We start from the raw sequence: 23,543 nt of genomic DNA on the forward strand, positions 1-23,543 counted from the left end.
ACCAAGTATCAAACCGCCCTACACATATTTGGTTTGTCGAAACAATGTTCAGTTTTCAAAGGTCTACCAAGTTATCAGAGAAGCAATCGCTCCGTGACAACTTTTAAAGTATATCATGTCGTTTAAAACGTGTCAACATCTTTTTTTATTTTGATTTGAATATTTATTCAATATTCAAATCTCTAAATCAAGTTGTTTTGCGTCGTGACAACATAAATCATTGTATCAGTTACGTTTTAACTCGTCAAGCACAATTTTGAATTTGTATGACTATTCATATAAATTGTTCTTTATGCATCGGCTGCGTTAATCAGCAACAGGTAATATCTTATCAATTATCTGCATCCCGGTCAAGGGAATTTTCAGAATAAATCAAAAAAAGAGCCTGGAAAAACCTCCCAGACTCATTCACATCACTTTTATATAGCTGAAACGTGTGCCGTTCCGCTTAAACCTGATCACCAGCAATCCAAAATCAGAATTACTCGGTGATCAACCTCAATGCTCGCTGGCTAATCGTCTTTGAGCCCACTCACCCTAGTGAGTTATCAATCTGTAAAGCGGTGCACCGGTGTGCGTTGGCTACGAGCCGCCATTTTAGCTAAAAAGTCATCTAACAACGTCATCATGACGGCTTCGTCCGTGGCATCCGTCAGCGCGACCTTGGTGCGGGCCGCGTGCGGAATGCCCTTTAGATAGTAAGCGACCTGATTGCGAAAATCGCGTGGCCCCTCTACTGGCCCCTTGGCCTCACAGAGCTGATGCAAATGTTCCTTCGCCGTGGCAATTTTTTCTGCTGGCGTGGGCTCCGGCAGAAGGTCCCCCGTCGCTAGGTACCGATTGATGCGCTGCAGGAGCCAGGGATTGCCCATGACCGCACGTCCGACCATCACGGCATCGGCGCCGACCTCATCCAACATGCGTTTGGCATCCTGGGGGGTGCGCACATCCCCGTTACCCATAAAGGGAATCGTTAGGTGCTGGGCGACCTGCGCTAAGATATCCCAGTCCGCGTGTCCCTGGTACATCTGCTTACGGGTCCGTCCGTGCATGGCAATGGCGCTGGCCCCGCCACTTTGCGCAGCTAGCGCATTTTCCACCGCTAAAATGTGATGATCATCCCAGCCGGTACGCATCTTGACCGTCACCGGCTTATCGACTGCTGAGACAACTGCGGCGACCATATCATGGACCTTTTGTGGATCCAGAAGCCATTTGGCCCCGGCATCCGTGTTCACGACCTTATTGACCGGACAGCCCATGTTAATGTCGATAATGTCCGCATTGGTCTGCTGGTCGACGTACTGGGCGGCCTGTACCAACGTTTCCTGCGTCCCGCCAAAAATCTGAATGCTCATCGGGTGCTCATGGGCATCGACCGCCATCATCTTGAGCGTCCGTTGATTGTGGTAGTGAATGCCCTGCCCGGAGATCATCTCACAGGTCACCAGCCCCGCACCAAACGACTTACAGATACGGCGAAAAGCGACGTTTGTGACCCCTGCCATTGGGGCGACCACCACGCGATTGGCAATTTCAACATCCCCAATTTTCCAAGACATGTGCGGCCTCCTTACTTGGCCTGAGCCTGGGCGAGAATCTGCCGCAACTCGTCTTCTGAGTATTCATACTTGGTTCCGCAGAAATGACAAACGGCCTCTGCACCGTGGTCCTGATCGATCATTTCTTGTAAGGCCGCCGGTTGAATGGCTGCCAGCGACTTGGCAAACCGTTCCTTAGAGCAGTCACACTTGAAGGAGACTGGCATCTTCTGCAAAATCTTGATCTTTTCGTCTTTGAACAGTAACTGGAGAATCTCTTCTGGTGTCTGCCCGTCCAACAGCAGTTCTGAGACCATCGGCATTTCCTTGAGCCGTTGTTCCAGTCGTGAAATGGCCGCGTCGGAGGCCCCCGGCATGGTTTGAATCATGAAGCCCCCGGCCACCTTGACCGTGTTGTTGGGTTGCACGAATACCGACACACCGACCGCACTTGGAATCTGTTCGGATTTGGCCAGGTAATAGGTAAAATCTTCGCCCAGCTCACCAGAGATCAGCGGCACCTGTCCCGTGTAGGGTTGTCCCAAGCCTTGATCCTTGGTGACCGTCAACATCCCGTTGACCCCCACGGCCTTCTTAACGTCGATCTTGTGCTTTTCGTTCAACGGCAGGCTCACGTGTGGGTATTGCAAATAGCCCTTGACCGTCCCGTTGGCATTGCCGTCCGCCACGATAGCGCCGACGGGTCCGTGACCATTGACCTTGACCGTTAGATTTTCTTCACCCTTCAATAGGGAGGTTGACAACAACATGGTCCCAATCAAGGTCCGCCCCAAAGCTGCCGTGGCGGCACTCCAGGTGTCGTGTCGTTGTTGGGCTTCGGCCACGGTCTCGGTCGCATCGACCACATAGGCCCGGAACATCCCATCATCAATCAAACTTTTTACTAAATAATCTGCCATTCTTGTAAACGTCCTTTCGTGTCTTTTCACCATGCCCTACCTTACCAGAAACCGCGGCTTTTGCAAATAGTAACGACTGTGAGCGTCCTGGTCGCCGGTCGTTTACTTGAGATTTATTGGCCACTCAAGTCGACTTTCCCAAGGCGCATATCAGATTGCCGCCATTTACTTACCCGGGCCACTCTCACGGGGTTGTCAGCGATAGTCACTAATCACGGCTGTCTTTGCCAGCGGGTCACCTACTGCCTCGCCCCAACATCCGGGTCGTTACCCACGAGCCTGAGGCAAAACCTCCCAGGCTCGTTCGCGTTACCTTTACTTAGCTGAAACGTGCGCCAAAAGGCAGCCGGTTCCGCTCTCGTTACCCCCACCCTAAATGCCAAACAAAAAGAGCGAGATGCAGGTCTCGCCCTTCGTGTGACTATTCTGAATGATCGGTGTCATCGTGTGAATCGTCTGCTGCCGAACTTGCCGCTGAATCAGCCGCTGAGGACTGGTTTTGGGCCGCGGACGAAGCTAACTTAGCTTCCGTAGAAGCTTGTCGTTGGGCTTCACGCCGTTCTAATTCGCGCTTGGATTCTTCAAACGTGGCCGCCTTTTCGCTTGGAAATTCGTCATTGCCGTCCTTTTCCGGCATCTTCCCAGTGTTAAACAAGCTGAGAATTTGCTTTTCGTCCAGCGTTTCGTATTTCAGCAAGGCATCCGCAATAATCTTGTGTTCTGCTTTGTGTTCTTCCAGAATCTTCCGGGCAGTGTCGTGCGCTTCCCCGATGATCCGGCGAACTTCGCTATCAATTAAGTTAGCCGTGTGTTCTGAGTAACTTGGTTGACCGGGGTAGCCAGCACCAGCAAATGGTTGGCCGCCAGCACTTTCCAGCGCAACGGTCCCTAAGGCGTCACTCATCCCGTATTGGGTTACCATGGAACGGGCAATTTGCGTTGCCTGTTCAAAGTCATTGGAGGCCCCGGATGATTCGGAGTGGAAGATTAACTCTTCGGCCGTCCGACCACCCATTAAGCCGGCAATCTGTTCCATGGCATCCTTCTTGGACATCAGCATTTGGTCTTCCCGTGGGAGCATGATGGCGTACCCGCCAGCACGACCACGAGGGACAATCGTTACCTTGTGGACCACGCGGGCGTCGTTTAAGACTAACCCAACAACGGTATGCCCCGCTTCGTGGTAAGCCACCGTCTTGCGCTCCTCGGGACTGATGACCCGGTCCTTCTTAGCTGGCCCAGCGATAACGCGGTCTTCGGCTTCATCCAAATCAGAAGCGTCGATCTGCGTCTTATTCCGCCGTGCCGCCAGTAAGGCCGCTTCGTTCAAGAGGTTTTCCAAATCAGCCCCGACAAAGCCAGGGGTTTGCTTGGAAATTTCCTTTAAATCAACGTCATTAGCTAATGGCTTGTTCTTAGCGTGAACCTTCAGAATCGCTTCACGACCCTTAACGTCTGGCCGACCCACTAAGATCTTCCGGTCAAACCGGCCTGGCCGCAGCAAGGCAGGGTCCAACACGTCTGAACGGTTGGTAGCGGCCATCACAATGACGCCTTCACTCCCAGTAAACCCGTCCATTTCAACCAGCAATTGGTTCAACGTTTGTTCACGTTCATCGTGGCCACCGCCCATGCCGGCACCCCGTTGACGACCAACCGCATCAATTTCATCAATGAAGATGATGGAAGGTGCGGCCTTCTTGGCCTGTTCAAACAGATCCCGGACACGACTGGCCCCGACACCAACGAACATTTCCACGAAATCTGACCCAGAAATCGAGAAGAATGGTACAGCGGCTTCACCAGCCACCGCCTTCGCTAGCAACGTTTTACCAGTACCAGGTGGGCCCTCAAGTAAAACCCCAGATGGGATCCGGGCACCTAATGAAACAAACTTACGCGGATTCTTCAAGAACTCGACAACTTCGACCAGTTCTTGTTTTTCCTCCTCCTCACCAGCAACGTCAGCAAAGCGAACCTTGTTTTCCTTGCTGTCGGCTGGTTTGGCCTTGCTCTTCCCAAAGTTCATGACACGGCCATTGCCGCCGCCTTGGCCGGCTTGACCCATCATCATGTAGAAGAAGAAGAAGAAAATGACTAGTGGCGCTACGTAGACTAACAAGTTAATCCAGAAGCCACTCGACTCTTCAGCTTTGGTGTTGACCTTTACATTGTGACTCTTGGCGGTCTTGTCAATCTCGGAAACCGTCGAGTTATTCGTCAAGACTTGCGTGGTGAAGCTGGTCACAGCGGTGCTTTGTGAACCGCCGAGACTAAAGCCTGTATTGGTCGTCCGCTTTTGGGCGTTCCGATACTCACCGGTAATCTTGTAAACTCCCCCGGAAGGTTGAATGGAGAAATTCTTGATCTTGTTCGCATTTAAATCTTTAACGAACTGACTCGATTGGATTTCTTGGGATTGTGAGCTGCTGTTGTTACCGTTAAACAAGTAAACAACACCAATGACCAACAAGAAGATCACAATGTAAAATAGACTATTACGAAACAGCCCATTTCGTCGATTATTCATGTCGTGCCTCCTTACCCACAGTTCCCAGCATTAAGATAGGAACAGAATTTAGGGCAAATGCCCCTTAACTAAATAAGATGTTATCACAATTGACTATCATTGACTAATTATTTATCTGAATAGACTGAGGGCTTTAAAACACCAACGTACGGAAGGTTACGGTACTTTTCTTCATAGTCCAGACCATAGCCCACGACAAACTCACTCGGCACGTTGAACCCAACGTAGTCCGCCTTGGCCTCAACCACGCGGCCACTGGGTTTGTCCATCAAGGTGCAGACCTTGATCGACTTGGCGTTTCTGTCCTTCAACAGGTCTTCCAAGTACTTCAAAGTCCGCCCGGTGTCGATAATGTCTTCAACTAACAAAATATCGCGACCGGCAACGTCGGTATCCAGGTCCTTGAGTAACTTGATGGTCCCGGAAGAAGCCGTGCCGCCGTTGTAACTGGAGACGTCAATAAAGTCAATCGTTGCGTAAATATCCATGTCGCGGATCACGTCGGTCATAAACAAGATGGCCCCCTTCAACACACAGATGATCAAGGGCGTCTTGTCTTTGTAATCCTCGGCGAGTTGCGTGCCTAACCGTTTGCAAGCTGCGGCAATGTCTTCCTCACTGTAAAGGACCTTTAAAATATCGTTATTCATGCTGTTCCCCTTTCGCCTATTCATGTTTCCAAACAATATGATAGTTTTTTGTGTGCGGCCGTGGTGGGTAGACCGACCACTTCACCCCCAACAGGGCCAACACGTCTCCCGTCGCCGTGACCAAAACGACTTGCCGTGAGCGCTCATCTTGGGGCACCTTGGCATTGATCAATGCCCGGCGGACCGACTGATGATGCCCCGTGGCCAGCCGTAAGCGGTCACCCGGTTGCCACGATCGGACCATCAAGGGTAACTGGTCCGGCGTCAGGGCCACCGTTTCGTGGGGAGAAAGCGTTGGTTGCTGTGCTGTGGTAAAGCAACCAATCTGCCAGCCGTTACCAACCGACCGCCATTGGTTTAAGTCTACCATAAATCTAAAATGTTCCACGGATTTTTCCTTGAATTTTTTCGGTTGTAAAAATTGAAAGCGGTCATACGTTTTAATGAATACCCAATCTCGACCGAACGCCACGGTGCCCGTGGGGTGTTGCGTACTGGCCAACAGTTGTAAACAAGCCGTCAAATGGGTCTCGCTCACCGACGTGCCGGGAGCGGTCCGACTGAGCAAGCGGGCTAACAACAGTCGCTGCTCCGCAATCGGCGCGGCCAACAGGCGCTCCGTTTGCCCCGTCACCGGGGTATGAGACGTCACGATGCGGGCCAATTGCTGGTCCAGCGACCGGTTGGCGACGGCTAGGGTCGCCTGTAGCTGTTGCGCGTATCCATTTAAATGCTGGACGACCTGCGGATTCTCCCGTTGCAGTTGCGGCAAAATCTCGTGACGCACCCGATTCCGGCTGGCAACCAGTGACTGATTCGTGGCATCTTCGTACCAAGGCAGCTGCTGCTCACGCGCGTAGGCCACCAACTGGGCCTTGGTAAAGGGCAGCAGCGGGTGAATCACTTGGCCCGGTGCCAATGGTCGGCTCGCAGCCATGCCGGTCAGCTGATCCAGTTGGCCCCCGCGTATCAGTTTCAACAGTATCGTTTCTGCCTGTTCATCGGCCTGATGCGCCGTGGCCACCCAGGCGGCGTGCTGTTGTTGCAACTGTTTTTGAAAGAACTGGTAACGAAACGCGCGGGCCGCCGCCTCGATGCCGTGCGTGGGATGGGCCGCGCTTGGCCAAGTTGCCACCGCCAATGGGAGCTGGTGGTCGGCACACCATTGGCGTAAAAAGGCCTCTTCCGTCTGACTCTGCTGACGCAACTGATGATTGACATGCACCACCGTGATGGCTGGTCGTTGCGTCGCTGGTAGCCGGGAAATCAACTGCAGCAGCACCATGGAATCCACACCGGTCGACACCGCCACTAAGACACGTCGCTTAGGGTCGGCCCAGCCGTTGGCCCGCCAATTTTGCTGAAAGGCCGTTTCTAGTGTCACCCATCACACCCCCACTTCCGTTAGCAAAAAGGGCCGCACGAATGCGGTCCTGATTGAAGGCAGATTAGCTGCGCCGGCCACCACGGCCACCACGCTTACCTTCAGTGTTACGTTTAATCGTTGCCAAACGGTCCTCACTTTGCTTCAAGAACCCTGACATCAAGTCGTCGAAGCTTTCTTCATGTTTAGCCGAGTGATGCCCTGAGAAACGGCCATTCGCTGAACCGTGATGTGGCCGCGACCCGTTGTTTTCAAACCGTCGGCCACCATGACCGTGGTTTTCCCCACCACGATTGCCGTGGAAGTCACGGTTGCCGCCGTGATTGTTCTCACGGTGTTCGTTGTGGTTGTGATGTGGCCGTTCTGACGCCGGATGGTCCGTCGCCTTACGAATCGACAGCCCAATCTTTCCATCATTGCCCACGGTTAATACCTTAACCGTTACCTCGTCACCAACGGATAACACGTCATGGATATCCTTAACATACCCGTCAGAAATTTCACTAATGTGCACCAGCCCGGTCTTGTGGTCACCTAAATCAACAAATGCACCAAAGTTCGTAATTCCGGAGACCTTTCCGGTAACTTTAGCTCCAACCTCGATTGCCATAAACAAGAAGTTCCTCCTTAAAATAAGTGCTTTCAGTATAACACAATTCTCCCCAATGCCACACGTCCAAACAAAAAAATTACAGCCCCTTGACCAACTTTTTATCGCCCGGTAAACCTTGTTAAATTAACTTTCGCTCCAATTAGTCAGCACATCAAACGGTTGCGCTAACGATGTAAACCAGGGACACGGGTGGCGATTATTTCGCGTGCCGACCATGACTCCGGTCACCCACTACGCCAAGGCACCACCCTATCAAAAAGAGCCCAGGAATCAAATCCCAGACTCTTGTAATAACCTTACTTCGCCGTCACGTCACTGGCGTGGTCGCCCGGGAGACTGTAAATCGTCTCACCGGTCTTGGAGTAATAGTACTTGGACCGAATCAACTGGCCCAAGTAATCCTTATCGTTTAGCTGCTTGATTTCTAGCTTCAAGTCGGCATTCTTCGCCTGGGACTTGGCCAGGCGTTGTTTGCTAGTCGTGACTTGCTGATCGACTTGGTGCAGGCTGGCGTGGCTTCTGATCAACTGGACACCCAAAATGACCGCAAATACCGCGAACACCACGAGGATTCGGGTAGCTCGCCGCATGCGCCGATGGCCCAACCAGTGGTGATGGTGCACAACCGCCTGTTGGTGATCTAATTTCCGCGTATAATCGTTTTCCAGTCGTTGAATCTTTGCCGTCGGTTTCGCGTCCGCCATGGCCCTCACTCCTCAGTTTTCACCAGATAGTTTAACTTGAGTATAGCAAGTTTCAAATACCACGTCTACCGCCTTACGCACATTGTAAAACATTCGTCACATTCCGCGGTATACCAAGCATTGGCTTGGCAACACTTACCATGCTGGTCGCCTACCGTTCGCCAAATACGGGCTGGAACGCGGTGGGCGGACCGGTCGAGCCAAAGGGCGGTCTCGTCCTCGCTTTGAGCCGGCAACCCGCGTCTCAAAGACGCCAGTTCCCTAAGCGACGTGAACCGTGTCACTAAGGGAGCTCCCACGGCTGAGCCCGTATTTGGCTTCACTCTCGGCTACGGTAGTGCTTGGCAGCCTCGTCAGGTTTTACGGCTAAGTTTGTTAAGTCAGTGAGGACAAATATGCCTATCCGCCGGCAATAACTAAGCGTAGTGCCAGCGAACCACAGCCTGTCCTGAGGCTGCCGACGTTTCCCACAACAGACAGAACGCCTAATATGCGAACGCTAGGCGACCAGCCCCGAATGTATTGCCAGTCTACGCGCGTCTATAAAGTTAGTCTTGGCGGAAGTCTTGGGCGTACTCTTCCTTGACGATGGTGTACATCCGTTCCGCGTCGTCCTTTTTCGTGGTTTCCAGAAGCTCGTCGACTTGGACCGTCAACGTTTTGTTCCCGAACTTGATAACTAACTCATCCTTAGGGGCGACTTCCGTTGAGGACTTGGCGACCTTCCCGTTGATTTCGATCCGGCCTTTGTCCGCAATTTCCTTAGCGACTGAACGCCGCTTGATGATCCGTGAGACTTTTAAATATTTATCTAATCGCATATTATTTTCCTCCGTGTTGACGCAATTTTTGCCACAATCTTAACATTGTTTCTGCGTGGGGAATCGCCAGCCATTCGCGCACGCTCAGCAATTGCCAGCTCAAAGCCAGGCCAAAGAAGAGCACGACCCCCACCGGAATCGTCAGTAATAGCCCGACGCCGGCCGCCAAGCGTCCCGTGGCCAGCACCGGCCACCAGCTCGTCAGGAGCGTGGCCACGATGCGGACCCCGGCGACCATCAGGATGGTACACCCTAACAATTTGCGAATGAACGCCCGTGACCAGACCCCAGCTCGCAACTCTTGAGCCGAGCCGTACCAAATCACGATGAACATGACCGCCAAGCTCAGCACCGTTAGCCAGCTGGCCCCACCGGCGCCGAAATGCACCACGGCCCAGCGGTTGGCCACACATTTGACCAGCAACCCCACCGTCAGGGCCAGTACCGTGAGCCGGTAGCTGTCCTGACTTTGTAACACACTATTGTACGTTTGAATCAGCGTGGCCAGGATGATGCCCAGCATGTAGACCGCCAGCATTCCCGACCCTTGCGTATCGCCAAATAACAACCGGTTGATCCATGGCATCAGACTGATCAACCCCGCTGTGGCGGCACTGGCAATCATCAACGCAATGCGCATCATAGTCGTGGTCAGCCGCTTAAACGCTTGCGGCCGCCCCTGGTGTTGGGCCTCACTCAAGGCCGGCAGGAGCGACGTAGCAAAGGCCACCGCCACCACCAGTCCCAACTGAACCAACGGCTGGGCTCGGTCATAGACCCCTTTCAGACTCTTGGCGGCTAAGTCGCTCATGCCGCCGGTCACCAGGCCATTTTTCACCGTAAAGGAGTCGACCAGTTGTAACAAAACCATCATCGCTGTCAGAAGACACAAGGTGCCTCCTTCGATCAGTAGGCGCCGGCCCAAATGCGGTACGCGCCAGCGGGTGGGCGCTTGCGGTTGACGCCAGCGGGGCAACACGACTAACGCCGCCACCGCAGCCACCGTTCCGCCACTGAGCGCCCAGGTCCCCATCCGATAAACGGACCAGTCGTGGCTGGTCGCCCAGCCGGCCGCCACTAAGATAACGACGACGCGGACCAGCTGCTCAACGACCTGGGAACGCGCCGTGGGCAACATGTGAAACCGCCCTTGGTGATAGCCCCGGCCCACGGACAACGCGGGCATCAGGAGAAACATCCACGCGACCATCTGAATCAATGGCGCAAGTTGTGCATCCCCCATGCCTCGCGCAATGGCGGGCGCCCCGAGCATCAGGCCACCAAAAATGAGAATGGCCAATCCCCAGACCCACCGAGAGACCTGGCGAGCCACCAGTTGTTGGCTTGGCAAGTCTGGCGCCTCGGCAATTAATTTGGAAATAAAGACCGGCAAGCCGCTCAACGCAAAGGTCATGCCAATGCCGTAAAGCGGGTAGACCTGTTGGTACACGTAAAACCCGGTGTTGCCGACCATATTTTGAAAGGGTACCCGGTAGACGGCACTCAATAGCTTGGCGATAAACGCGGCTATCGAGAGAATCAGGGCCCCCTGCAAGGTCGTATTTACATTGCGGTTGCCCATCGACACCCTCCTTGAAATGACTAATATTTTTCTAATCCGCCTTACCGTGGCGCGAAATCTAGCCTGGAACGCTGGGGGAGTTCCCTTAGCGACATGATCCACGGCGCTTAGGGAACTGGCAACTTGGAGACGCGAGCTATCGGCTCAAAGCGAAGACGAGACCGCTCTATGGTCGGCTAGTCCGCCCACCGCGTTCCAGTCTCATAACTGACGAACGGCAAGGCGGCCAGCCACCACCACGGTAACGGCTACTTGTCCGTCGTAGCCGCCGCATTGTCTTGGGGCTTCGTGGTTTTGGCGACAATGTCGCGCAGGGCGGCCAAGAATTGGTGCACCTGCGGCAACCAGTCGTTGACCGTCATCTTCGGCTGGATGACCAGCTTGATGTGCAGGCGGTCGTCGTTGATGCTGACGGTTGCCTTCAGATCCATGGCGGCCAACGCCTTGAAGACGTCCTCGCCGCCTAAGATATCGGTCCCCTGCTTGGAAATCGTGACGAAGACATCCCCGTTGACCCGGCGAATCTTGTCGACCAGGGCCAAATCGGCCGCCAGCTTCAATTGCCCAATCGTGAGTAACTGACTTACGGCTTCGGGGTATTCGCCAAACCGGTCGATCAGATCGGCTTGAATCTCACTGACCTCGTCGTCATTTTCCAGTTGGCGAATCCGTTTGTACATTTCAATCTTCTGTTGTTCATCTTCAATGTAATCACTCGGCAGGTAAGCTTCGACACCCAGTTCGACCGTGGTATCGGTCTTCGGTTGCGTCTTCTTCCCACGCTTCTTGGCCACAGCTTCACTTAACATTTGCGTGTACAAGTCATACCCCACGGAATTGATGAACCCGTGTTGCTGTTTGCCAAGTAAATTACCCGCGCCCCGAATCGACAGGTCCCGCATGGCGATCTTGAATCCGGATCCCAGCTCAGTGAAGTCCTTGATGGCCTCCAGCCGCTTTTCACTGACCTCGGTCAGCACCTTGTTAGGCTTGTACGTGAAGTACGCGTAAGCCACCCGGTTGCTGCGCCCGATCCGCCCCCGCAGTTGATACAGCTGCGACAGGCCCATTCGGTCGGCATTTTCGACGAACAGCGTGTTGGCGTTAGGGATGTCGATCCCCGTCTCGATAATGGTCGTCGTGACCAGCACGTCGTATTCGCCGCGCAGAAAGTCAAAGAGCACGCCTTCGAGTTGAGCTTCCGTCATCTTCCCGTGGATGAAGCCGACACGGGCCTCGGGAACCAGGGATTGGACCTGGCCCACGGTCTTTTCGATGTCCTCCACCCGGTTGTGCAGGTAAAAGACTTGGCCGCCCCGTTGCATTTCCCGGCGAATCCCGTCTTGAATGGCCCCGGCATTTTGTTCCATGACGTAGGTCTGAATGGGGAACCGGTTGGCCGGTGGCGTCTCGATGACAGAAAGGTCTCTGACCCCCAGCATCGACATGTGCAGGGTCCGCGGAATTGGCGTGGCGGTCAGCGTCAACACGTCAACGTTGGCCTTCAACTGCTTGAGCCGCTCCTTGTGCTTGACTCCAAAGCGTTGTTCCTCATCGACCAGTACCAGTCCCAGGTTCTTAAACTTCACGTCCTGTGACAACAACCGGTGCGTGCCGACCACGATGTCTAATTTGCCACTCTCCAGGTCCTTGATGGACTGGTGAATCTGCTTGGTCGTCCGGAACCGCGAGAACATTTCCACGTTGATGGGGTAGCCCTCGAAGCGGCTGACCATGGTGTCATAGTGTTGTTGCGCCAAAATGGTCGTGGGCACTAAAAAGGCGACCTGTTTGCCGGCTTCAACGGCTTTAAATGCCGCCCGCAAGGCCACTTCGGTCTTCCCGTAGCCCACGTCACCGACCAGCAAGCGGTCCATGGGCCGCGGCTTTTCCATGTCGTGTTTGACTTCTTCAATCGTCCGGAGTTGGTCAGGCGTCTCGGCGTACGGAAAGTCATTTTCAAAGTCCGTCTGTAGCGAGTCGTCCGGTGGGAAAGCATAGCCCTTTTCGGCCGCACGCTTGGCGTACAGGTCGACCAATTCGTCAGCGATGTCTTCGATCTTGGCCGCAACCTTGCGTTTAGTCTTGGCCCACTCGGATCCGCCCAGCTTGTTGATCTTCGGTTTCTTGTCCTCGGAGGACACGTACTTTTGGATCAGGTTCAGCTGCGTGACCGGAATAAACAGTTGGGCGTTGTCCTGGTAATCGATGGTCATGTAGTCTTGGTGCACGCCATCGACGGTCAACGTCTGCATCCCGATGAATTTCCCAATCCCGTGATTGACGTGGACCACGTAATCGCCGGGCTTCAAATCGGTATAGCTCTTCAACCGTTCCGCGTTGGCCATGGTTTGGCGCCGCGGCCGCTTCTTGGTGATCTTCTGGAACATCTCGGCTTCCGTGATGATCACCAGATTGGCCTCGGGCAATTCAAACCCGGTGTGGAGTCGTTCTGGAACCAGTTGCGTAATGCCGGCTTGTAGGTTGGCCGACTTGGTCAGCACGACCTTGATTTCAAAGTCATCCAGCGTTTTTTCGATTTTCTCCAACCGTTCCTCGTCTTGAACTAAGAGAACCACCGTTTGTTTTTGCTTCTGCCAGCGGTCGATCTCCGTCTTCATGACCGGCAACTGCCCGAAAAACTGTTGCATAGCCCGGGTCGTGACGTTGGTGATGGCTTGGAACCGTAAGCTGCCCATCCCCTTTTGGAACAGCGCCAACATGATCTGGGCGTGATCGTCGGTCTTGACGATGGGCCGTAGTTCGCCGCCAAAGACCTGTTGTTCAAAAATCTGGTGGTGACTCAATTTATCGGTCGCCCAATTGGCCTCGTCTTCTAGCAATTGCCGTTCGGCATCCTGAAGACGCGAATAGTCCCCGAACAAGGCCAGTCCATCTGCGGGTAAGTAGTTCAGCAGTTGGTGGTGTTCTGGGAATAAATAGTCGGCAAACTCCATTAATTGCGGGTCAACGGAGCCCTTTTGCAACCCATCGATCAGGGGTTGGACCTGATTGGTCAGCGTTTCTGCCCCCTCGGCGTCTAGCTTGGCCGCCTGCGTGTGCAACGCATCACTCAGGGCACTGGCCCCCGCCGTCCGTTCCGCGGCCGTTAAAATGAAGTCGGTCGCCGGCAAGACTTCCACCTGTTCGGCATTTTCGATACTCCGCTGCGTAGCGGGGTCAAAGTACCGTAAGGAGTCCACCTCGGTATCAAAAAAGTCCAGCCGCACCGGATAGTCCGCCGCCAACGGGTAAATGTCCACGATGGACCCCCGCACGGCAAAATCCCCGGGGGCCGCCACTAATTTCTGGTGGGCGTACCCCATGGCAAACAGCTTCTGCTGCAGGGCTTCGAGGTCAAAATCGTCGCCGACCTTGACCGTGAACCGGGCCGCCGCAAAATTGTCGGGCGCGGGTAAGAAGCGCCGCAACCCCGACAGTGCCGTCACGATGACGACGGGATGGTCACTTTGTAAGGCGCGCAAGGCGTCGATTCTAGCCGAGCGGTATTCCGGTGAACTCGTGGCCACCTCGGCCGCCAATAATTCTTCGACGGGAAACTCAAAGAGCTCGTCGTCGCGCAAGAGGTTGGCGAGATCATCGACGAGTTGGCCGGCGTGATATAAGGTGTCCGTCACATAGACGATTGACCGTTGTTGGTCATGGAGCAAACTGGCAATGAACAACGTTTCGGCGGACCCGTTTAGCCCGGTCACTAGTTGGCGCTGGCCCGGCGCTAAGGTCCGCTTGATCGTTTGAAATTGCACGGTCTGCGTCATAAATTCTTCTAAATTCACGCGATAACTTCCTATCCTAGTTGTACTGGTTCATCAGCTGCGTAAACTCACTTCCGGCTAACCAGTCGTCCAACGCCGCGACGGCTTGATCCGTGGCCTGGTTGAAGAGTGGTTGCTGGTCCGTGGTAAATTTGCCCAACACGTAATCCACGACGGTGTGCTGTTGGGGATGGGCGATGCCGACCCGCAGCCGCTTGAATTTCTCCGTCGACACGTGAGCAATGATGCTCTTGATACCGTTGTGCCCCCCGGCTGAACCGTGGTCCCGCAAGCGAATCCGCCCTACCGGCAGGTCCATGTCGTCGTGAACGACCATGATGTCGTCCACGTCGATCTTGAAATAGTTCATGATGGGGTGCACGGCCCGGCCGGATTCGTTCATAAAGGTGGTGGGCTTGACCAACAAAACCTTTTCGCCGTTGACCACGCCACTGCCGAAGCGGGCATCCATCTTACGCGTGTTCAGCGTGATGTTGTGTTCCTTGGCAAACGCATCCACGACCATGAAACCGGTGTTGTGCCGAGTGCCGTCATATTGCGGACCGATATTTCCTAAACCAACGATCATTTTCATTTTAAAATTATTCTCCCTTAGTGCAGTTCTCCTGAGCTAGAGACAAAAGAGCTGGACGGAAGCCATACCTCACCGTTCAGCCGCTCAGATTATTTTCTCGATTCAAAATTACCACCCTTGAGTATAGCATAGTCCCCCCTGAACTTCACGGAACCTGCTTGCGCAATCGGCCAACTGCCCCCGCTGCCGATTTTCACAAATTCGGTTAAAAATCGGTCATGTGAAAAATAATTAAATTTATTTTGAACGGGGCCGTCATGTGGGCCCTGTGACTTGTGAAATGTGACCAAACTTTTCCATGAAACTGGTAAAAAATGACCGTTTTCTGTTAGCTTGTGAAAGGCTGCTACGGCCGGCTCACTTGCCGAAATCTCGCCGCTGAATCACTTCTCATCGGGAGTTCCATGTGAATTTAGCCGGTCCTTTTCCCGGGTTATTTTCACGTCCCAAGCGCGTCTTTCCGGGGAGCAAGTTGCTCATTCACCGTCATGACGTGTTTTCGTCTAGATAACTGACCCATGAAAAAATAAATGATGTTTTTCACAAAATTCGGGTCTGAGCGATAGCTTTCAGGCTTTTAACATGGTATACTAACTCACGGGTATTATTGCGTACCTTGATGTCAAAATACTTATTTGGAGATGAAGAATTTGACTACTAAGACTCATCAAAAAGTTGTTTTAGTTGGGGACGGCGCTGTTGGTTCAGCTTTCGCCTACTCAATGGTAAACCAAGGATTAGCAGAAGAATTAGCTATTGTGGACGTTGTTAAGGAACGGACCGAAGGGGACGCCCTTGACCTCGAGGATGCACAAGTCTTCACCGCACCTAAAAAGGTATACTCTGGCGATTACTCTGACTGCAAGGATGCAGACGTGGTTGTCATCACTGCCGGTGCCGCTCAAAAACCAGGCGAAACTCGTTTGGACTTAGTCAACAAGAACTTGAAGATCATCAAGGCTGTTGTTAAGCCAGTCGTTGATTCCGGTTTCGACGGTATCTTTGTGGTTGCTGCTAACCCAGTTGACATTTTAACTTACGCTACTTGGAAGTTCTCTGGCTTCCCTAAGGAAAAGGTTATTGGTTCTGGGACTTCATTGGATACTTCTCGTCTGCGTGTTGCGCTGGCTAACAAGCTGGACGTTGACCCACGGAACGTTGAAGCTTACATCATGGGTGAACATGGTGATTCCGAATTCGCCGCTTACGACGAAGCCACTATCGGTTCCAAGCCATTGAAGGCCATCGCTAAGGAACACGGCATCACTGATGACGACTTAGCTAAGATCGAAGATGACACCCGTAACAAGGCTTACCAAATCATTAACCGTAAGGGCGCAACCTTCTATGGTGTTGCCACCTGCTTGATGCGGATCACCAAGGCTATCCTGCGTGACGAAAACGCGGTATTGCCTGTCGGTGCCCCACTGAACGGTGAATACGGCTTGAACGATATCTTCATCGGTACCCCAGCAATCATCAACGCTAAGGGGATCGAAAAGGTTATCGAAGTGCCTCTTTCTGACAAGGAAAAGGACTTGATGGCTAAGTCAGCTGAAACCTTAAAGAAGGTTACTGCTGATGGTTTAGCTGCCCTCGAAGGCTAAGCTAAATCACTTGAATCGCCACTCCTTCACTGGAGCGGCGATTTTTTTGTGGGTTGGGATGCGGTGGTTGTTGTCCGCAACCTGGATGGAGCTGGCCGCCTTGCCGTTCGCTAGAGATGAGTTGGAACGCTGAGGGCGCCGGCCCAAGCCAAAGAGCGGTCTTGGGCCTCACCTTGGAGCCGATAACCCGCGTCTCCAAGGTGCCAGTTCCCTAAGCGCCATGGCCCACGCCGCTAAGGGAACTCCCACAGCTGAACTCATCTCTAGCGAACTATCGGCTACGTGGTGGTGGTCAGCAACCAGCCGCTTAGCTCCAACGTTTGAATCCGCCGGTCCCGTCGACCGTGTCATCCTAGTGATGCCCTTTTCTCTTCCAAGAGACGGTTATCACCGGTCTGTAAATTGGACCACCAGTTGATTGCTCAATCTAACCAGGCGTCCTGCCCCCCGTCCTCTGATGGTCAGTCTGATAACGGGACTAGTCTTCACCATAACGCTCCCGTTCTATCTACTGACGATTGACAAGCCCGTTTGCCGCGACTGGTCAGCATTAAAACTATATACTGGGAAAGTTGGAGATAGTCAGAGCAGCCTCTGCTAGCCGCTGAGTGACGTGCCCACTCGATCGATACCTAGTCTGCAAAACCAGGTGTACCGTGCATGTTACTTGACACGTCTAACAGCCGGTTGGCGTTTCTTTCTGCCGACATTCAGTGTCGTTTATCGCGTGATAGCAAAACGGTTAAGTCACCCGAATACTTGCACTCAGAATTTTTTTGAATTCGTGTGATAGGCGCCCTGAAAGTAATGTAACCGTTATCATAAATGCGTTCACGTTGCCATTTAAGGTACTTTGAAGTAAGCTGGGAGTATGCTAACAGGGATAATTAAGCATGACGACTTTTCCTCCACTGGCTATTTTAGGAGGTTGTACCCATGAAAAAGAAAAAAGGCCTCGTGATTGGCTTAGTGACCGCAGTAGTTGCGGTCGGTGCCATTTACGTTGGACAAGCAATTCATTACTCTTCAGCCCAAGTCTTCTTTAAGGACACGGAGATTGCCGGCGTTAACGTCGGTGGCAACACGGCTAGCCAAGCGGCGGCCAAGTTAAAAACGGCGCTGAAGAATCAGCAATATACATTAAAGGATGGCAGTCAAACCGTCACCACCATTAAAACCAAACAAGTTGACCTGAAAGTCACCTCCACGGCGGCCCTCAAACAATTGATTGGTAAGCAGAATATTTGGAGTTGGCCCGTCCACGTGACGACCGCCACCGCAGACAGCCTCGAGCTCAATGCCAGTGACGAGAATCAAGAAAGCGTCCAGGCCCTCGCCAAATCGATTGCGACTAAGGCGAACAAGACGCGGACGGCTGCCAAAGATGCCTCATTTAGCTACCAAGATGGCAGCTGGGTCGTTACCAAAGAACAAAAAGGTAACCAACTCGATGCCAGCAAGTTAGCCAAAACCATCACTTCAGCCATCGAAAAGGGCGCGAACACGGTCGACGTTTCCGGCGATTATCTCCAACCGAAAGTCACCACGACCTCTACGACCTTTAAGACGGCGAAAGCCAAGGCCCAATCCATTACCCAAGAAACTTACCGTTACAAACTCAGCGGGCATAAGATCACGATTCCAAGTGAGACGATTGCCAGCTGGTTAACGTTTAAGAACGGCAAGCTGACCACGGATAATGCGGCCATCAAGACTTATTTGACCAAGCTCAGCAGCAAGTACGGGACCATCAACAAGACCCGGACGTTTAAGTCAACTAAGCGCGGTACGGTCAAGGTCAAGGCTGGTCTGTATGGCTGGAGCATCAAAGTGAAGTCCGAAACCCCTGCACTGAGTAAAGATGTGTTGGCGGGTAAAGGCATGGACCGGACGCCGGCCATTCAAGGCAGCGGCTACCATAGCGATGGCACGGACATCGGTAAATCGTACGTTGAAGTTGATAAAGTTAACCAGCACATGTGGGTCTACAAGAACGGAAAAGTCGTCGTTTCAACCGACGTTGTGACTGGGTTACCAACGACTGCGCACCACACGCCAACTGGTGTTTGGGTCATTTGGAGTAAGCAACGCAACGCCACCTTACGTGGTCAAAACGACAATGGGTCCAGTTACGCTTCCCCAGTGAAGTACTGGATGCCAATCGATGACACCGGCGTGGGGATCCACGATTCTTCGTGGCAACCACAATACGGTGGCACCTGGTACAAGACACACGGGTCTCACGGTTGCGTGAACACCCCACCTTCGAAGATTGCGGCAGTCTTTGCCAACGTCAAAGTGGGCACCCCCGTTATCGTCTTCTAATTGAATTTTAAAAAAAGTGGCAACTCTCCTTTGCGAAGAGTTGCCACTTTTTTGCGGCCACTTTTGGGGACTAGAAAATCATCCCAATGGCCAATAAAATTAAAATGGCCACGAAGGCAGCCAACGTCCAATACAACCATTTTTTCGTAATGATTGGCTTATCTTCGGGATCGTTTGAATTCTTCACGGGGTCTTCCCTCCTTAACCAACTTTCTTTTATTTTAACACGAAATTCCCCCGAAATTGCTACCCGTTGGGGGGTAAAATATGGTATTATTAGAGGAGATTATTAGAAGTTTCTAATTTTTAGGAGGTCATCTGCTATGCTGCTTAAATCCCTAGTGAAGCCGAAGGAACGTTTGGTTACGGTTCGCGAGGACGTCACCTTGGAACAAGCCTTGAAGGTCTTGGAAGACTCAGGCTATCGGTGTGTGCCAATTCTAGATGAAACGGGGCAAATTTTCCGAGGAAACATCTACAAGATGCATATCTATCGTCATAAATCCCGGGGCGGCGACATGCAGCTCCCGGTGACATCATTACTGAAGAACGCCACCAAGTTTATTTCCGTTAACGCGGCCTTCTTCAACGTTTTCTTCTCCATCAAGGATTTACCTTACATCGCGGTCTTGGACGACAAGAACGCCTTCTACGGCATCCTCACGCATACGCGGTTGATGGACATGCTGTCCCAGTCTTGGAACGTCAACATCGGCAGTTACGTGATCACGGTAGTCTCTGCTGGTGAACGTGGCGACCTGGCCGGCATGGCCAAGATCATCACCAAGTACACGTCCATCGCCAGTGTCATTAGTCTGGACGCGCAGGAAGGCGAACTGGTTCACCGGACCATGTTCACCCTGCCCGCCGAAGTGGACGAGGAAAAACTCGACCGCATCGTCAAGGCGCTGGAACGTAAAGAATTCCACGTGCCAGAAATTGAAGATCTCCGGCACGAAAACTAAGCCAGCTTTCCCGGTCAGTCGCCACGGCGGCTGGCCTTTTTGATTTGGCTGTTTTTAGCTTATGTGTGATGTACTGGTGCCTGCGGCTGTCAGGGGTTCCGCCTGCTATGGGGGACACCTCCAGCCTGAGGGGCGGTCTTCCGGTTCGCTTGAAAGCCTGGCAAACCCCGCCAGTCTCTCAAGTCGCCCCACGCTGTAGGCCGAGAAAGGACCTCGGCCAACACCGTCGACACAGCTGGCTCCACCCCTGACCTCCTCCGGCGAAATGGCGCTATACTGCAACATCGATTTCGTTCAGGCCAGCCGCTGGCAACCACGATTGTCTGACTGCTACAACTTCACACACGTTGCCATCAATCACCAACCTAGCCGAGAGTCCGTCCCATATGAGCTCAGCCGTGGGAGTTCCCTTAGCGGCACGGTTCATGGCGCTTAGGGAACTGGCGTCTTTGAGACGTGCCCTACGGCTCAAAGCGAGGGCGAGACCGCTCTTTGGCTCGACCGGTCCGCCCACCGCGTTCCAGTCTCATATGGGACGGACGGTAAGGCGACAGCTAGAACCAGTATCGTCAGCTCAGCCCACTGATTGCGGATAGCGGTAGACAAAAAGCTGGAGAATCACCAAAAAGAGGTGATTCTCCAGCTTTTTTTGCCGCAATGCTATGTACGAAATCTATTTCGCTTTTCTCTTACGCGCCTTGTCCACCAAGCCGATACTGGTTGCAAGGGCAGCGTCGACCGCCGCCATCGTTTTTACGTCCAAGTGGGTAACCTGATCTTTCAATCGCTGCTTATCAATGGTCCGAATTTGCTCAAGCAAAATGACGGAATCCCGCTCAATTCCGGTTCGAGCTGCGGAAATGCCGACATGTGTCGGCATTTTAGGCTTCTCGATCCGAGCGGTGATTGCCGCCACGATTACGGTCGGACTATAGTGGTTCCCCACGTTGTTTTGGATGATTAACACGGGGCGCATGCCACCTTGCTCCGAACCAACGACTGGTGATAGGTCGGCGAAGAATACGTCACCGCGTTTGACTTCAACACGGGCCATGGGCCGCCATCCCCTAACTGTATTAATTTTTAGACTTAATTCTTGATCTCGGTTCTACGAAACTGGGTTAACCGCCGTTCGGCTTCCTCTTCACATGGGGTGAAGGCCCGCGCCAAATCTCGGTTGATAAGCGCCATTGCCTGATACCCAACAATTAAAGCTAGCTTGTTCGCCGCTGCTGAACGCAGGGGAACCAACGATTGATGCCGTGCTGTTCGGGTGATGCGCAGCCGTAACTGCGGCCGTTTCAATTGTTGTAACTGAGCCATGAATTGCCCCTCCTCAAGTTAATCCTTCGTCTCATCTAGTTTACCACGAAACGATGAATCAGGACACTAGAAGCCCATAATTTAATTTTCGTAAACCCGCGGTAACCGCGCGGTAAAGCCACAGGCAATCTCATAGTGAATTGTGCCACAATAGTCGGCAACGTCTTGTAGACTGATGCTTTCGTCACCATCACGACCCACCAACGTGACCTGGGTTCCCCGGGCAAATTCCTGAGGTAACCGCACCATCAGTTGATCCATGCAGACGCGACCAATGATTTCACAAGGCTGACCGGCAATGAGGACGTGAAAGCCTTGTAGCCGCCGTTCGTAGCCGTCCGCGTAACCAATCGGAACCGTCCCGACCCATTCCGGCTCTTGCGCCGTGTAGGTCGCACCATACCCGACGGATTCGCCGGCAACGACCCGTTTTACGTGAACTAATTCACTTTCTAGACGCATGGCGGGGTGTAAGGTATACGGGGCCGCCACTTCAGTCCCTGAAGGGTTTAATCCGTACCCGGCCACGCCAAACCGCACCATGTTGTCGTTGCATTCCGCATGCCACAGACTGGTAGCCGAATTGGACACGTGGACGTAGCGCGGCAACCGGGTCAATTTGCTGGTCAAAGCGTGCCACGTCGCCACCTGTTGCTTGAAATAGTGGTCGTCTGCGCTGTCGGCCGTGGAGAAATGCGTGAAGATCCCTTCAAAATTCAAATCAGCGTGCGCGTTGAGGTACGCCACCGCCGTTTGTAAGGCCGCGCTAGTCTTAAAGCCAATGCGGCCCATGCCAGTATCCAGACCCAAGTGTACTTGCAACGGCGCCGTCACGTGGGCCAACGCCAAGTATTGGTGCGCTTCCGTCAACCAGTCTTGTGCCGCGACCGTCGCCGAAATACGCTTTTCAGCCATCAACGGCGCATCCGCTGGGTCCCCCACCCCTAATACCAAAATGGGTTCGTTGAAGCCCGCGGCCCGTAACTCCAAGGCCTCATCTAAAATGGCCACACAAAACCCCGTGGCGCCAGCATCCTTGGCCGCCTGGGCGACCTGGATGGCCCCGTGGCCGTAACCGTTAGCCTTAACAACCATAAACAATTCGCACCCGGGCGCTAACCGCGAGACCGCCGTGTGAATATTTTCCCGTAACGCTTGCCGATCAATCACTAACTTGGTTGGCCGATGAACCCCAACTACCATGATTATTTCCCTCTTTCTAGGATAACCTGCGTCATCACCAACGTCGCCGTATGTGAAATGGAAACGTGGGCAATGCCCCCAAACGGGTGGTGGACAACGATGGGCCGACCAGCCGCATTGTCGCGAATCTCAATGTCCTGAAAGCCCACGGTGGCCCCAATACCAGTACCCATGGCTTTGCTGTAAGATTCTTTGGCTGACCAGCGTCCGGCGATAAATTCGACTGCCCGTTGCCCTTGTAACTGCTGATAGTCGTGCAGTTCGTTAGGCGTCAGCACCTTGTTTAAAAACAGTGGCTGTTTGGCCACCACGGCTTGCACCCGGGCCAAGTCGGTAATATCAATGCCGGTTCCGTAGATCATCGCGTCACGCCTCCTATTAATGTCTACGTTATATTTTAGCACAGCCCTTCGCGATTGACCCCCTCAACTTGCCCGGTTAAGTCGAATCTTAAACTTAATTACCTAAGTGAACTGACAAGGCTTGGGCGCTGGTCGCCGTTGCTGGCCGGCTAAGATGAACTGAAATACGACAGTCAGACGGGGCGCGCCAAAGACCGGTCTCACCATCTCGACTTCGCGCCGAAGCCCACGTCTCAAAGTTACCAGTTCCCTAACTGAAGCCTACTGCTAAGTGGATCTCTACGGTTGGCCTCATACTAGCCAGATTCACGGCTACGCTGGCACTTGATCAGATCATCAGCAGGGACCAATCGGCTGACACTGACATACGTCGTTAACAGACAAGCTACCGGAGGCTGTCAGGGGTGGAGCCAGCTGTGTCGGCGGTGTTACCTGGCGTTATTTGCCAGGTTACAGCGCGGGACGACTTGAGAGACTGGCGGGTTTGGCCAGACTTTCAAGCGAGGTGGAAGCCCGCTTCTCCGACAACGTTAGTGCCCACAAACAGTGCTATCAGCTCGTCGTCTTCAACTTCCGTGGCCGTCAACCACGACCCTAGCCGATAGTTCGTCAAATAGGCGCTCAGCCGTGGGAGTTCCCTTA

The 23,543-nt window shown here is 53.2% G+C and carries 18 protein-coding genes; 3 read left to right on the forward strand and 15 right to left on the reverse strand.

All coding sequences use genetic code 11. The features are described 5' to 3' along the window. Positions 1 to 548: 548 nt before the first annotated feature. The 11 genes from dusB to pth all read right to left on the reverse strand — a co-directional run bounded on the left by dusB (position 549) and on the right by pth (position 15,116). Entirely contained in the window at positions 549 to 1,562 is a 1,014-nt protein-coding gene (dusB, locus tag EGT51_RS09060; protein ID WP_135368396.1) for a tRNA dihydrouridine synthase DusB, read from the reverse strand. Between the two features lie 11 nt (positions 1,563 to 1,573). Then, positions 1,574 to 2,461, reverse strand: a complete 888-nt coding sequence (gene hslO / locus EGT51_RS09065; RefSeq protein ID WP_135368397.1) for an Hsp33 family molecular chaperone HslO — start codon at positions 2,459 to 2,461, stop codon at positions 1,574 to 1,576. Positions 2,462 to 2,882: 421 nt separating this feature from the next. Beyond that, positions 2,883 to 4,991, reverse strand: coding sequence for an ATP-dependent zinc metalloprotease FtsH (ftsH, locus tag EGT51_RS09070; protein ID WP_135368398.1), 2,109 nt, complete (start codon positions 4,989 to 4,991; stop codon positions 2,883 to 2,885). 107 nt (positions 4,992 to 5,098) lie between these two features. Beyond that, the gene (gene hpt, locus EGT51_RS09075; protein WP_135368399.1) at positions 5,099 to 5,641 is read right to left on the reverse strand and encodes a hypoxanthine phosphoribosyltransferase; all 543 of its coding nucleotides are present in this window, start codon (positions 5,639 to 5,641) and stop codon (positions 5,099 to 5,101) included. 16 nt (positions 5,642 to 5,657) lie between these two features. Beyond that, positions 5,658 to 7,025 carry a tRNA lysidine(34) synthetase TilS gene (gene tilS, locus EGT51_RS09080; RefSeq protein ID WP_135368400.1) on the reverse strand — a complete coding sequence of 456 codons (1,368 nt, stop codon included), beginning with the start codon at positions 7,023 to 7,025 and terminating at the stop codon, positions 5,658 to 5,660. A 64-nt stretch (positions 7,026 to 7,089) separates the two neighbouring features. Beyond that, entirely contained in the window at positions 7,090 to 7,635 is a 546-nt protein-coding gene (locus EGT51_RS09085) for a S1 domain-containing RNA-binding protein (protein WP_135368401.1), read from the reverse strand. Between the two features lie 299 nt (positions 7,636 to 7,934). Then, positions 7,935 to 8,342, reverse strand: coding sequence for an FtsB family cell division protein (locus EGT51_RS09090; RefSeq protein ID WP_135368402.1), 408 nt, complete (start codon positions 8,340 to 8,342; stop codon positions 7,935 to 7,937). Between the two features lie 548 nt (positions 8,343 to 8,890). Beyond that, the gene (locus EGT51_RS09095; RefSeq protein WP_135368403.1) at positions 8,891 to 9,163 is read right to left on the reverse strand and encodes an RNA-binding S4 domain-containing protein; all 273 of its coding nucleotides are present in this window, start codon (positions 9,161 to 9,163) and stop codon (positions 8,891 to 8,893) included. Between the two features lies 1 nt (position 9,164). After that, on the reverse strand, positions 9,165 to 10,745 hold the full coding sequence (locus EGT51_RS09100; RefSeq protein WP_135368404.1) for a polysaccharide biosynthesis protein: 1,581 nt from the start codon (positions 10,743 to 10,745) through the stop codon (positions 9,165 to 9,167). Positions 10,746 to 10,993: 248 nt separating this feature from the next. Continuing rightward, on the reverse strand, positions 10,994 to 14,542 hold the full coding sequence (mfd, locus tag EGT51_RS09105) for a transcription-repair coupling factor (protein WP_135368405.1): 3,549 nt from the start codon (positions 14,540 to 14,542) through the stop codon (positions 10,994 to 10,996). Positions 14,543 to 14,558: 16 nt separating this feature from the next. After that, positions 14,559 to 15,116 (reverse strand): aminoacyl-tRNA hydrolase, encoded by a 558-nt coding sequence (pth, locus tag EGT51_RS09110; RefSeq protein ID WP_125576353.1) that lies wholly within the window; start codon positions 15,114 to 15,116, stop codon positions 14,559 to 14,561. 641 nt (positions 15,117 to 15,757) lie between these two features. Here pth and EGT51_RS09115 point away from each other — a divergent pair. The 3 genes from EGT51_RS09115 (at position 15,758) to cbpA (ending at position 20,013) form a co-directional block, all read left to right on the forward strand. After that, entirely contained in the window at positions 15,758 to 16,723 is a 966-nt protein-coding gene (locus EGT51_RS09115) for an L-lactate dehydrogenase (RefSeq protein ID WP_135368406.1), read from the forward strand. Positions 16,724 to 17,659: 936 nt separating this feature from the next. Then, complete coding sequence (locus EGT51_RS09120) at positions 17,660 to 19,048, forward strand: L,D-transpeptidase family protein (protein ID WP_135368407.1); 1,389 nt, start codon at positions 17,660 to 17,662, stop codon at positions 19,046 to 19,048. Between the two features lie 323 nt (positions 19,049 to 19,371). Further along, positions 19,372 to 20,013 carry a cyclic di-AMP binding protein CbpA gene (gene cbpA, locus EGT51_RS09125; RefSeq protein ID WP_048732552.1) on the forward strand — a complete coding sequence of 214 codons (642 nt, stop codon included), beginning with the start codon at positions 19,372 to 19,374 and terminating at the stop codon, positions 20,011 to 20,013. A gap of 673 nt (positions 20,014 to 20,686) precedes the next feature. On the opposite strand, the gene EGT51_RS09130 is transcribed toward cbpA, so the two are convergent. The 4 genes from EGT51_RS09130 to acpS all read right to left on the reverse strand — a co-directional run bounded on the left by EGT51_RS09130 (position 20,687) and on the right by acpS (position 22,901). Further along, positions 20,687 to 21,067 carry a type II toxin-antitoxin system PemK/MazF family toxin gene (locus EGT51_RS09130; protein ID WP_125576347.1) on the reverse strand — a complete coding sequence of 127 codons (381 nt, stop codon included), beginning with the start codon at positions 21,065 to 21,067 and terminating at the stop codon, positions 20,687 to 20,689. 35 nt (positions 21,068 to 21,102) lie between these two features. Continuing rightward, complete coding sequence (locus EGT51_RS09135) at positions 21,103 to 21,336, reverse strand: hypothetical protein (protein WP_135368408.1); 234 nt, start codon at positions 21,334 to 21,336, stop codon at positions 21,103 to 21,105. 81 nt (positions 21,337 to 21,417) lie between these two features. Further along, the gene (alr, locus tag EGT51_RS09140) at positions 21,418 to 22,539 is read right to left on the reverse strand and encodes an alanine racemase (protein ID WP_135368409.1); all 1,122 of its coding nucleotides are present in this window, start codon (positions 22,537 to 22,539) and stop codon (positions 21,418 to 21,420) included. A gap of 2 nt (positions 22,540 to 22,541) precedes the next feature. Then, entirely contained in the window at positions 22,542 to 22,901 is a 360-nt protein-coding gene (gene acpS, locus EGT51_RS09145) for a holo-ACP synthase (RefSeq protein WP_135368410.1), read from the reverse strand. Positions 22,902 to 23,543 lie beyond the last annotated feature (642 nt).

Origin of the sequence: Levilactobacillus suantsaiihabitans (genome assembly GCF_004745505.1) — a bacterium.
Taxonomy (GTDB): Bacteria; Bacillota; Bacilli; order Lactobacillales; family Lactobacillaceae; genus Levilactobacillus; species Levilactobacillus suantsaiihabitans.

Coding starts and splice junctions, on each gene's coding strand:
- EGT51_RS09135 (WP_135368408.1), bottom strand. CDS start 21,336: ATGGCTCAGTTACAACAATTGAAACGGCCGCAGTTACGGCTGCGCATC.
- EGT51_RS09120 (WP_135368407.1), top strand. CDS start 17,660: ATGAAAAAGAAAAAAGGCCTCGTGATTGGCTTAGTGACCGCAGTAGTT.
- acpS (WP_135368410.1), bottom strand. CDS start 22,901: ATGATCTACGGAACCGGCATTGATATTACCGACTTGGCCCGGGTGCAA.
- hslO (WP_135368397.1), bottom strand. CDS start 2,461: ATGGCAGATTATTTAGTAAAAAGTTTGATTGATGATGGGATGTTCCGG.
- pth (WP_125576353.1), bottom strand. CDS start 15,116: ATGAAAATGATCGTTGGTTTAGGAAATATCGGTCCGCAATATGACGGC.
- EGT51_RS09095 (WP_135368403.1), bottom strand. CDS start 9,163: ATGCGATTAGATAAATATTTAAAAGTCTCACGGATCATCAAGCGGCGT.
- EGT51_RS09130 (WP_125576347.1), bottom strand. CDS start 21,067: ATGGCCCGTGTTGAAGTCAAACGCGGTGACGTATTCTTCGCCGACCTA.
- EGT51_RS09100 (WP_135368404.1), bottom strand. CDS start 10,745: ATGGGCAACCGCAATGTAAATACGACCTTGCAGGGGGCCCTGATTCTC.
- EGT51_RS09115 (WP_135368406.1), top strand. CDS start 15,758: ATGAAGAATTTGACTACTAAGACTCATCAAAAAGTTGTTTTAGTTGGG.
- hpt (WP_135368399.1), bottom strand. CDS start 5,641: ATGAATAACGATATTTTAAAGGTCCTTTACAGTGAGGAAGACATTGCC.
- cbpA (WP_048732552.1), top strand. CDS start 19,372: ATGCTGCTTAAATCCCTAGTGAAGCCGAAGGAACGTTTGGTTACGGTT.
- alr (WP_135368409.1), bottom strand. CDS start 22,539: ATGGTAGTTGGGGTTCATCGGCCAACCAAGTTAGTGATTGATCGGCAA.
- EGT51_RS09090 (WP_135368402.1), bottom strand. CDS start 8,342: ATGGCGGACGCGAAACCGACGGCAAAGATTCAACGACTGGAAAACGAT.
- ftsH (WP_135368398.1), bottom strand. CDS start 4,991: ATGAATAATCGACGAAATGGGCTGTTTCGTAATAGTCTATTTTACATT.
- dusB (WP_135368396.1), bottom strand. CDS start 1,562: ATGTCTTGGAAAATTGGGGATGTTGAAATTGCCAATCGCGTGGTGGTC.
- EGT51_RS09085 (WP_135368401.1), bottom strand. CDS start 7,635: ATGGCAATCGAGGTTGGAGCTAAAGTTACCGGAAAGGTCTCCGGAATT.